At 64.5% G+C, this 10,745-nt stretch carries 5 protein-coding genes; 4 read left to right on the top strand and 1 reads right to left on the bottom strand.

What is annotated here, in order from left to right:
• Positions 1–285: 285 nt before the first annotated feature.
• On the bottom strand, positions 286–4,059 hold the full coding sequence (locus RTCK_RS08025) for a peptidoglycan-binding protein (protein WP_142592413.1): 3,774 nt from the start codon (positions 4,057–4,059) through the stop codon (positions 286–288).
• Between the two features lie 370 nt (positions 4,060–4,429).
• On the opposite strand from RTCK_RS08025, the gene RTCK_RS08020 reads away from it, so the two are divergent.
• The 4 genes from RTCK_RS08020 to RTCK_RS08005 all read left to right on the top strand — a co-directional run.
• Entirely contained in the window at positions 4,430–6,223 is a 1,794-nt protein-coding gene (locus tag RTCK_RS08020) for an acyl-CoA dehydrogenase C-terminal domain-containing protein (RefSeq protein ID WP_142592412.1), read from the top strand.
• A 245-nt stretch (positions 6,224–6,468) separates the two neighbouring features.
• Positions 6,469–7,677, top strand: a complete 1,209-nt coding sequence (locus RTCK_RS08015; protein ID WP_142592411.1) for an acetyl-CoA C-acetyltransferase — start codon at positions 6,469–6,471, stop codon at positions 7,675–7,677.
• A 13-nt stretch (positions 7,678–7,690) separates the two neighbouring features.
• The gene (locus tag RTCK_RS08010; RefSeq protein WP_142592410.1) at positions 7,691–9,904 is read left to right on the top strand and encodes a 3-hydroxyacyl-CoA dehydrogenase NAD-binding domain-containing protein; all 2,214 of its coding nucleotides are present in this window, start codon (positions 7,691–7,693) and stop codon (positions 9,902–9,904) included.
• A 502-nt stretch (positions 9,905–10,406) separates the two neighbouring features.
• The coding region (locus tag RTCK_RS08005; protein ID WP_185927948.1) for a helix-turn-helix domain-containing protein at positions 10,407–10,745 on the top strand (339 nt) is incomplete at its 3' end.

Below are 10,745 nucleotides of genomic sequence, written 5' to 3'. Positions count from 1 at the left end.
ATGCCCGAAAGAAAGCCGACGGCCGCACCCATCCCGAGAATGATGAAGATGTTGACCGAAAGCTCTGCGATCGGCAGGTAGACAGTCACGGCGGAACCCCGACAGGCGAATGAGCATCACGGCGCGGCGCGCGGGCGGGTTTTCTTCGCCCCCGCTGCGATGGAAGGGAAGTGTCTCACATGGCCGGTGAACAAGGCATGAAGATGTCGCTCTTCATGCGGGCGGCTGGCGGACCGAGACCTGCTTTGCCTCGCCGGCCGCCGCTCGACCGGCATGCGGCGCGGCTCAGCTGTTGCGCTTCAGCAGTTCCTTCACCAGGGCGTCGTTCACCTTTCCGGTCGGCTCTTGGCCGATCGAGGTCTGGAAGGTCTTGATCGCCTCGACCGTTTTGGGGCCCATCTTCCCGTCCGGCGTTCCGGCATCGAATCCGTTCTTGTTCAGGATTGCCTGGATGTTGAGGACGGCCCTTTCCATGTCGACCGAGGCGGTCGTCAGCGGCTTGCCCCCTGCCCATTCATCGGGGAGGCGCACCTCGTTGGCGTCCGAGTCCAGCGGCTGCGGCTTCCAGCTGTCGGCGGCAAGCTGGGCTGCCTGGACCTGATCCTTCCGCATCGCCTTGGCGACCTCGTCCCGTTTCGCCGCCGCGTCCTGATCGCCGCCCTTGGCGGCGATGGCGAACCATTTGTACGATTCCACGAGGTTCTGGGAGGCGCCGTTGCCGCGGGCATAGAGGATCGCGAGGTTGAACTGGCTGTCGGACACACCGAGATCGGCGGCCTTCCCGAACCACTCGACGGCCGAGGCATAATCGGGCTCGCCGTTTGCGCCGGACGCGTAGAGAACGGCAAGGTTGTGCATGGCGCTCGCATTGCCCGCCTCGGCCGCCTGCCGGTAATAGGTCATCGCCTTGTCGATGTCGCGGGTGATCCCGGTCCCCTTCTCGAAGAGGCTGGCGAGACGGTACTGGGCCGGTGCAAAGCCTCGGTCGGCGGCAAGCTTGTACCAGTTGGCAGCTTCGGAAAGGTCGCCCGTAACGCCCCGGCCGTCCGTATAGCGGGCACCGATTTCGAAGAGGGCGATGGCGTCGCCGGCTTCGGCCGCTTCCGCGAGCGATTTTGGTCCGATCGAAGCCGGCACGACGATCCGGGGGGCGAGCTCCGCTGCGGGAGGCGCTTCGGCCGTCTCGGTGGGTGTGTCCGTTGTGGCTGCAGCCTGTGCATCTGCGGCTTGCATGGCGATCGGCGATTCCTCCGCCGTCGTCGTCTCCTCCGAAGACTCCGGCGTCCCCTTGTCCAGGGCCGCCTCCGACGCCGTCACGAGCTCTTCGACCGGCGCTGCAGCAGCTGCCTCGGGTTGCGCCGTGGCCGCGCTTTCCGGCGCGGCATCGGCGTCCGCGTTCTCCGCAGGCTGCACGTCGGCCGGCGGCGCTTCGATGGTGGCGGGCGGCGCCTGTTCGCCCACGGTCAGTGTCCTGACGAGCGGCATGGTCATGAGGACGAGAAGAACCGCTCCGGCCGCCATCATGATGGGCCGGCGGTATCGTGCCAGCGCGGTTCCGGCCGACGATTTGTCACTGCCCGGCTTTGCGGGGAACGTCTTCTTCCTCGTCCCGCCGCTCATCGCCGCCGGATCCGTTTCCATCGCGGCCGCCTTGGCGGCGCGTCGAGCCGCTGCAATATAGTCCGTCCGGTCGGTTTCCCCCGGCTGCTTCCGGTCTGAATTCGCCTTGGCCTGGCTTGCCCGGACCCGCTCCAGGATCTTGCGCACATCCGGCGTCCCCGAACCGGGCTCCAGCGGCTCGTTTTCCTGCTCGGCCGGCAGTATGTCTACGGGATCGAGCGAAGGCGCTGGATCCACGACGATCCGCCCGCTTTTCGCCGCCACCGGCTTCTGCCCCGGCATCAGGCGCTTGGTGATCTGGCCGAGTATGCTCCTGCCGGAACCGCTCCGGTCGCCGACGGTCGTGCCGGACATCGGAATGTCGGGCGCGACCGCCGTGTCTTCCGCTGTCTGCTCCTGAGCGGCTTTGGGATTCTCACGGTCGGCCGTCGGCTCGGCCGGCATCGGCTGCGCTGCGGGAGCCGCCGCCGTGCCGCTCGCCAGCAACTGCATGAGGTCCTGATGGGGGCTGCCGGCCGCGCTCCGTTCCGCAGGCTCGCTGCCGACGGGGAAGGAGGTTGCTGCGGAACGGGAATGGTTGGCCGTACCTGCCGTCTCCGCGAGTCCCATCATGGGTGGCCTGATGCGGTCTTCCATGGCGTCGAGCCGGTCGGCGATCTGGACGAGCGTGCTGTGGAGCGCATTGAGCGTGTGCTGCGAGCGTTCCTCGCTGCTGCGCGTCAGTTCCTCCAGGTGGCGAAGGTCTTCGGCGAGAGCGGTTACGGCGGCCATGTCCATGGCAGATCCGCCGCCTTGCCCATGCCGGGAGAAGCTTTCCACCACCGCCTCGGCCGCCTGGCGGGCGGCCTCCAGGATGTATTCGTCGTTAGTGGCGAGGTGGTCCTCGAGCGCGGCCATCCGGTGACCGATATCCTCCGGCAGTGCCGGACGATAGGGCCCCGCATCGCTCATGAGCGAAGACAGGTGGGCGATCTGCGCTTCCAGGTTCTGCAGCGCGGCACTATCGTGGACCGGGGAGCGTGCCGTCTCGTCCAGTCTCGCGGCGATCCCGCTCAGCCTGTCTTCGATCCGCTCGAAAGCGGCGGGATCGGTGGCTGGCTGGGAATGTATCCGGAGATATTCGATTTCTTCGATCCGGCGTGCCAGGCGGTCGAGTCGTTCTATCAGGTCCTGGCTGGCACCGCCCTCCAACCGGTCGATCTTTTCGGAAATCTCCGCAAGGAAGTCGGTCAGGTCGAGTTCCTGCGGCCGGGGTGTGCTTTCCAGCATGGCCGAGAGGTGTTCGATCCGTTCCTCCAGGCGCAGGACGATCTGGTCGTCCGCCAGCTGGCCCACCCGCTCGGAAAGATCCTCGATGCGATCGGAGAGCAGGCGGGTGGCATCCGGTCCGGCCCCGACGGCCATGGCGTCGATCTGCTGGGCGAGCGAACCGATCCGGTTCTCCAGCCGTTCCAGCGCGGCCTGGTCCATCGCAGGCGCCGGTCCGCCGCGACCGCTGGCCGCGATCGCGCGGCTGATCTCGTCCAGCCGGTCGTCGAGGAGCGCGAACTGGTCCTTGAACGCTATGTCGTTGGGCTGGATGTGCGAGCCCAGCTGTTCTACAGCCGTGGCGACCGTCAGCAGCTTCTGCTCGAGTGCCCGGATCGCAGGGCTGTCGCGCACGGCGCCGAGCTGGTTCTTGATATCGTCGATCCGGTAGGCCAATCCGACCAGTTCTTCCCGCAGCTCGTTCGTGTTGAGGTCGAGGAGGCGCTCTTCAAGGCCGTCCCAGCGCATGTCGAGGCGCCGGACCGTTTCCTCCCGTGCCAGCCCGTCGACGACTGCACGCAGCTGCTCATATTCCGCCCGCAATGCGTCGGCCGCGGGACCGGCCCGATGGCCGACCGCCTCGATGCCATCCGCAAGACGTTGAAGCTCCGCCCGCATCTCATCGCTCGGATGAGGGCTCCCGGCGGCCGGGCGCCTGCTGCCGATTCTCGGGCTAAGCGTGCTCTCATGGCGGGCGGCCCCGTCATCGATGTCGCGCTTGATGTCGGTACGCGAACCTGCCGCCGCCTCTGGCCGATCATGCAGGGAAAGATTTGCGGTGGATGCGGCCCGCATGGTTGCCGATCCGGCTGCAGGGTGCGGCCGGCGCGGCTCCAACGGCGGGCGGGCGCTCCGGGAAACGGGCTCCGGCGGCGTCCGGCCGGTGCTGGTTTCGCGGGCATGGGCAAGGCTTTTCTGGCGGTCGCGGATTTCCTGCAGCGGGTCCCGGGAGATCGGTGCCGGTACCGCAGGGGCGGCGTCCACGGCCCGCGCCGGACGGTCCGGCCGATGCTCGCCGCGTGACTGCATCAGCCCTTCCAGCCGCGCCTCCAGCCCTTCTATCGTCCGGTTGAGCGCGTCGAGGGACGATCTGTCGCCGTGGCGGGGATATGTCGATCGTGAACCGTTCATCTCGCTGCTCGTTCCAAGGTTCAGGCGTGGCGGCCGTTCCGGTCTCGGCCGCTGCTTCCGGTCGGGTGGGCGAGGCTGGCGCCGACGCTGGAAAGGTCGTCCGCTCGGCCCGGTGATGCACCAGCGGAGCAGGTCTTGCCCCTGCCAACTATTTCCCCGAACGTGGTAAACAACCCGTTAAGCCGGATGGGAAATTTAACCTTTGTGCTACGTTTCCCATGGTGTGCCTGAAGTCGGAAATCGGCCTCAGCCCGAGGCCGCAAAAATTTCCGCACCGTCTGTTTGACGTTTACGCAAACGTCAATTATTCATGGCAGGCGAAATGGCGGACGTTCTGCGTCCGTGCGAGGTTTATGGAGGAAGCTCGACCATGCCTGTCTACAAGGCTCCGGTAAACGATACCCTTTTCGTACTGAACGATGTTCTCGGCCTGGAGCGATACGGCAATCTGCCGGGCTTCGCCGATGCCTCTCCAGACATGGTCGAGGCCATCCTGGGTGAAGCTGCCAAGGTTGCGGAGGAAGCACTCTTCCCGCTCAACCTGTCGGGAGACCAGGAAGGCTGCACGCGCCACGACGATGGCACCGTCACGGTGCCGAAGGGTTTCAAGGAAGCCTATGACCAGTATTGTCGGGGCGGCTGGATCGGTCTCGCGGTGCCGGAAGAGTTTGGCGGTCAGGGCCTGCCCTATACGCTGCACGCCGCCGTCGGCGAGTATATGTCCTCCGCCAACATGTCGCTGATGATGTATCCGGGCCTGACCCAGGGCGCGATCGCCGCGATCCTCGTCCACGGTTCCGACGAGCAGAAGCAGACCTACCTGCCGAAGATGGTCGAAGGCACCTGGTCCGGCACCATGAACCTCACGGAACCGCATTGCGGCACCGACCTCGGCCTCCTGCGCACCAAGGCCGTTCCGAACGGCGACGGCACCTACAGGATCTCCGGCCAGAAGATCTTCATCTCCGCCGGCGAACACGGCATGACCGACAACATCATCCATCTGGTGCTCGCCCGCATCGAGGGTGCGCCGGAAGGCACGAAGGGCATCTCGCTCTTCATCGTGCCGAAGTTTATCGTCAAGGAAGACGGTTCGCTCGGAGACCGCAACTCCGTCACCTGCGGCGCCATCGAGCACAAGATGGGCATCCACGGCAACTCCACCTGCGTCATGAACTATGACGAGGCGACCGGCTACCTGATCGGTGCCGAGAACAAGGGCCTGGCGGCCATGTTCGTGATGATGAACGAGGCCCGTCTCGGCGTCGGCCTGCAGGGCCTCTCGATCGCCGAAACGGCCTATCAGAACGCCGTCGCCTATGCCCGCGAACGTATCCAGGGCCGGTCGCTTTCCGGGCTCAAGGCGCCGGAAAAGAAGGCCGACCCGATCATCGTCCATCCGGATATCCGCCGCACGCTGATGACCATCAAGGCCTTCAACGAAGCCGGTCGCGCCTTCATGCTGTGGACGGCGCTGAAGTCCGATATCGCTCACCGTTCGGAAGACGCCGCAGAGCGCCGGAACGCCGACGACCTGCTCGGCCTCGCCACCCCGATCCTCAAGGGTGTCTTGACCGACAAGGGCTTCGACCACGCGGTCATGGCCCAGCAGGTCTATGGCGGCCACGGCTACATCGAAGAATGGGGCATGAGCCAGTATGTCCGCGATGCCCGCATCGCGATGATCTACGAGGGCGCGAACGGCATCCAGGCGCTTGATCTCGTCGGCCGCAAGCTGGCGCTCAATGGCGGCCGCGCCGTAATGGCCATGTTCAAGGAAATCGGCGATTTCTGCGAGGAAAACCGCGCCGATGAGGCAATGGCGCCGTTCACCAAGGCGCTCAAGAAGGGCTTGAACGACCTGCAGGCTTCCACCATGTGGTTCATGCAGAACGCCATGGCCAAGCCCGACAATGCCGGCGCCGGCTCGACCGACTACATGCACCTCTTCGGCCTCGTCACCCTCGGCTACATGTGGGCGAAGATGGCAAAGGCCGCCCAGGCCGGCATTGCTGCGGGCGATCCTCGCGAGGACTACCTGAAGAACAAGCTCGTGACGGCGAAATTCTACATGGAGCGCATCATGCCCGAAACGGCCCTGCGCAAGGTCCGCATCGAAACCGGCGCCGACACGATGATGGAACTGGCTGCGGAAGCATTCTGACAGAAATGCGAGCCCCCTCACTTGCAATTTCTGACACTTAGCTGCGCTAAGATGTCGAAATTGCTTTCTCTCCCACAAGGGGAGAGATGCCGGGGAGGCGAATTCGGCACCCAACCCTCTCCCCGTGTGGGAGAGGTTACAAAATCAAGATCTTAGCTTCAGCTAAGTCTTAGATTTTGTTGGTGAGGGGTCGTGAGTTTAGATCGGCGAGTGCTTTGCAGCTTGCCACCCAGGGAGATGACACCATGACCGAAGTCTTCATTTACGACCATGTCCGCACGCCGCGCGGCCGCGGCAAGAAGGATGGATCGCTGCACGAAGTGCCCTCCGTCCGGCTTGCGGCGAAGACGCTGGAAGCGATCCGCGACAGGAACGGCCTCGACACGTCCACTGTCGACGACATCATCATGGGCTGCGTCGATCCGGTCATGGATGCCGGCGCCGTCATCCCGAAGGCTGCCGCCTTCGAGGCCGGCTACTCCTTCGCCGCCCCCGGCATGCAGATCTCCCGCTTCTGCGCGTCGGGCCTCGATGCCGTCAACTTCGCCGCCGGCAAGGTCGCGGCCGGCTCCGACGACATCGTCATCGCCGGTGGCGTCGAATCCATGTCGCGCGTCGGCATGGGCATGTCCGGCGGCGCCTGGTACATGGACCCGTCCGTCAACTTCCCCGCCTATTTCATGCCGCAGGGCGTCTCGGCCGACCTGATCGCCACCAAGTACGGCTTCACCCGCGACGACGTCGATGCCTATGCGGTGGAAAGCCAGAAGCGGGCGGCCAACGCCTGGGAGAAGGGCTACTTCAACAAGTCGGTCATCCCGGTGAAGGACCAGAACGGCCTGGTGATCCTCGACCGTGACGAGCATATGCGCCCGTCGACGGACATGCAGTCGCTGGCCTCCCTCAACCCCTCCTTCCAGATGCCGGGCGAGATGGGCGGCTTCGAAGCCGTCGGCATCCAGGCCCATCCGGAAGTGGAAAAGATCAATTACGTCCACCATGCCGGCAATTCGTCGGGCATCGTCGACGGCGCCGCCGCTGTGCTGATCGGCTCCAAGGCCGGCGGTGAGGCGATGGGCGTCAAGCCGCGCGCCAAAATCCGCCACTTCACCAGTATCGGCTCCGATCCGGCGCTGATGCTGACCGGCCCGGTCGACGTCACCGAAAAGCTCCTGAAGCGCTCCGGCATGAAGCTCTCCGACATCGACCTCTTCGAACTCAACGAAGCCTTCGCCGCCGTCGTGCTGCGCTACATGCAGGCCTTCGATATTCCGCACGACAAGATCAACGTCAACGGCGGTGCGATCGCCATGGGTCACCCGCTCGGCGCCACCGGCGCCATGATCCTCGGCACCGTGCTCGACGAACTGGAGCGGCGTGACCTGAACACCGCGCTCGTCACCCTCTGCATCGGTGCCGGCATGGGCACCGCCACCATCATCGAACGCGTCTAAGGGAGGATTGACGATGACCTACACGAACTTCACCGTCGAAACCGATGCGGACGGCATCGCCCTCGTCACCTGGGACATGCCGGAAAAGTCGATGAACGTCTTCACCCTCGAGGTGATGGACGAGATCGAGCAGATCGTCGATGCGACCGTCGCCGACGAGGCCGTCAAGGGCGTCGTCTTCACCTCCGGAAAGTCTTCCTTCTCCGGCGGCGCCGATCTCACCATGATCAAGTCGATGTTCTCCATGCTCGCCGAGGAGAAGGCGAAGGATCCGCAGTCGGCCGTCCAGAAGCTCTTTGATGCCGCCGGCCGCATGTCCTGGCTGTGGCGCAAGATCGAGACCAATGGCAAGCCCTGGGTCTCGGCCATCAACGGCACCTGCATGGGCGGCGCCTTTGAACTCTCGCTCGCCTGCCACGGCCGCGTCGCCGCCAATTCCAAGTCCGTCAAGATCGCGCTTCCTGAGGTCAAGGTCGGCATCTTCCCGGGCGCCGGCGGCACCCAACGCGTGCCGCGCCTGGCGAACGCCCAGGACGCCCTGCAGATGATGACGACCGGCCAGTCCTTGACCGCCCAGCGCGCCAAGGCCATGGGCCTCGTCCACCAGGTCGTCGAGCCCGCCGAACTCATCAACGCCGCCAAGCAGATGATCAAGGACGGCCTGAAGCCCGTCGCCCCCTGGGACGAGAAGGGCTTCAAGGTTCCGGGCGGTGGCGTCTGGACGCCGGCAGCCGCCCAGCTCTTCCCGGCAGCACCCGCCATCCTGCGCCGTGAAACCGCCGGCAATTATCCGGGCGCGCTCGCCATCCTCAAATGCGTCTACGAGGGTCTGCAACTGCCCTTCGACACGGCCCTGAAGGTCGAGCAGCGCTACTTCACTCAAGTTCTGCAGACCACCGAGGCCTTCTCGATGATCCGCTCGCTCTTCGTTTCCATGCAGGAACTCGGCAAGGGCGCCCGCCGCCCGGCCGGCGTGCCGAAGACGGAGATCAAAAAGGTCGGCGTCGTCGGCGCCGGCTTCATGGGCGCCTCGATTGCTTATGTCACGGCCGCCGCCGGCATCCCCGTGGTCCTCATCGACCGCGACCAGGAAGCCGCCGACAAGGGCAAGGCCGTCTCCGAAAAGCTGGTCGCAGATTCGGTCGGCAAGGGCCGCATGACGAAGGAAGAGGGCGAAAAGCTCCTCTCCCTCGTCACCCCGACGCCGGACTATTCCACGCTCTCCGATGTCGATCTCGTGGTCGAGGCCGTTTTCGAGGACCGCGCCGTCAAGAAGGCCGTCATCAGCCAAGTGGAAGCCGTCATCCCGGAAACCGCGATCTTCGCCTCCAACACCTCCACCCTGCCGATCACCGGCCTTGCCGAAAATTCGAAGCGCCCGGAGCAGTTCATCGGCGTCCACTTCTTCTCTCCGGTCGAGAAGATGATGCTGACCGAAGTCATCCTCGGCGAGAAGTCGGGCGACAAGGCGCTCGCCATGGCGCTCGATTTCGTCGGCAAGATCAAGAAGACCCCGATAGTCGTCAACGACACGCGCGGCTTCTTCGTCAACCGCTGCGTCTTCCGCTACATCAACGAGGCCTATGACATGCTGGCCGAGGGCGTGCCGGCGACCATGATCGAGAATGCCGCCAAGATGGCCGGCATGCCGGTCGGCCCGCTGTCGCTCAACGACGAGGTTGCGGTCGATCTCTCCCAGAAGATCATGAAGGCTTCGATCGCCGACCTCGGCGAAGCCTCTGTGAAGCCGGAGCACATGAAGCTCATCGACAAGATGGTCGACGAGCTGGACCGCCGCGGCCGCAAGAACGGCCAGGGCTTCTACGATTATCCGCCGAAGCCCGCCAAGAAGTCCCTCTGGCCGGGCCTGAAGGACCTCTACCCGCAGAAGCCGGCTTCCGAAGTCGACGTCAACGTCCTGAAGCAGCGTTTCCTGGTGACGATCGCGCTGGAAGCCGCCCGCACGGTGGAAGAAGGCATCGTCACGGACCCGCGCGAAGCCGACGTCGGCTCCATCCTCGGCTTCGGCTTCGCCCCCTATACCGGCGGCACGCTCTCCTACATCGACGGCATGGGCGTGAAGACCTTCGTGGCGCTCTGCGAAAAGCTGGCCGCCCAATACGGCGACCACTTCGCGCCGACGCCGCTCCTGAAGGAGATGGCCGCCAAGGGCGAGACGTTCTACGGGCGGTTCGATCCGTATGGTGAAGTGGAGAAGGCGGCGTAGGCCGCCTTCCCCTCCGTCATTCCTATCCCCTCACTTGATCCGGGGATCAGTCACAGGAATCGGGCAGCCGCGCGTGAAAGCCCCTTCATCACCAGCAATAGCTTTTCTCGCCGCGCAGACGCACGGCATATCAGTGCGATACCGGGATGGCGCAGCGGAGCTGTCGGCCTCTGGCAAGCGCTTTCGCCTGACCCCGATGCTCAAGGAATTTGCGGCGACGGGGGTACACTTCCTCGGGAAGATGGACATGGTGAAGTGTGAAGCGGCTTCGCCGCCTTCACACGACGATTATCCGATAGAATCGGCCACCTTCGTCAATTTGTGACAGCGTGCTGTACATGTAGTCGCCGAACTTGCGCGACTCATTCATGTAACTGGCACTCTTGTCAGAGTTGCTGAAAATGGCCTCTAGAGCAAATTTGACGAACACCGAGTCGCTTTGAGGATTCACGCGATGAACAATGTCTGATTCACTGCTCCTGTGATTTGCCAGGAGGAGATGATGACGAGGAGCCTGAGCGGAGACCTTCGCGGTCGGGTAATTGCAGCGATCGAAGATGGGGTTTCGACGCGGGAGGCGGCACGACGCTTCCGCATCGGCATCTCGACGGCCGGGGCCTGGTATCGCCGCTATCGCGAGACCGGCGAGATGGAAGGGCGCAAGCAGGGACAGCCGTCGCGCTCGAAGCTTGATACGCACGAGGCCTTCATTCTGGGCCTCATCGAGAAGACACCGGACATCACCCTTGCTGAGATCGGCGAGCGCCTTGCTGGCGAGCGCGGCGTGCGGGTGGCGCCCTCGACAGTCTGGCTGTTTCTTGACCGGCGCGGCATCACGTTC

The organism is Pseudorhizobium endolithicum, from assembly GCF_902153245.2.
Classification (GTDB): Bacteria; Pseudomonadota; Alphaproteobacteria; order Rhizobiales; family Rhizobiaceae; genus Neorhizobium; species Neorhizobium endolithicum.
Note: the sequence above shows the minus strand (reverse complement) of the source record. Positions and strands in the feature narration are given on the sequence as shown.

Coding starts and splice junctions, on each gene's coding strand:
- RTCK_RS08020 (WP_142592412.1), top strand. CDS start 4,430: ATGCCTGTCTACAAGGCTCCGGTAAACGATACCCTTTTCGTACTGAAC.
- RTCK_RS08025 (WP_142592413.1), bottom strand. CDS start 4,059: ATGAACGGTTCACGATCGACATATCCCCGCCACGGCGACAGATCGTCC.
- RTCK_RS08010 (WP_142592410.1), top strand. CDS start 7,691: ATGACCTACACGAACTTCACCGTCGAAACCGATGCGGACGGCATCGCC.
- RTCK_RS08015 (WP_142592411.1), top strand. CDS start 6,469: ATGACCGAAGTCTTCATTTACGACCATGTCCGCACGCCGCGCGGCCGC.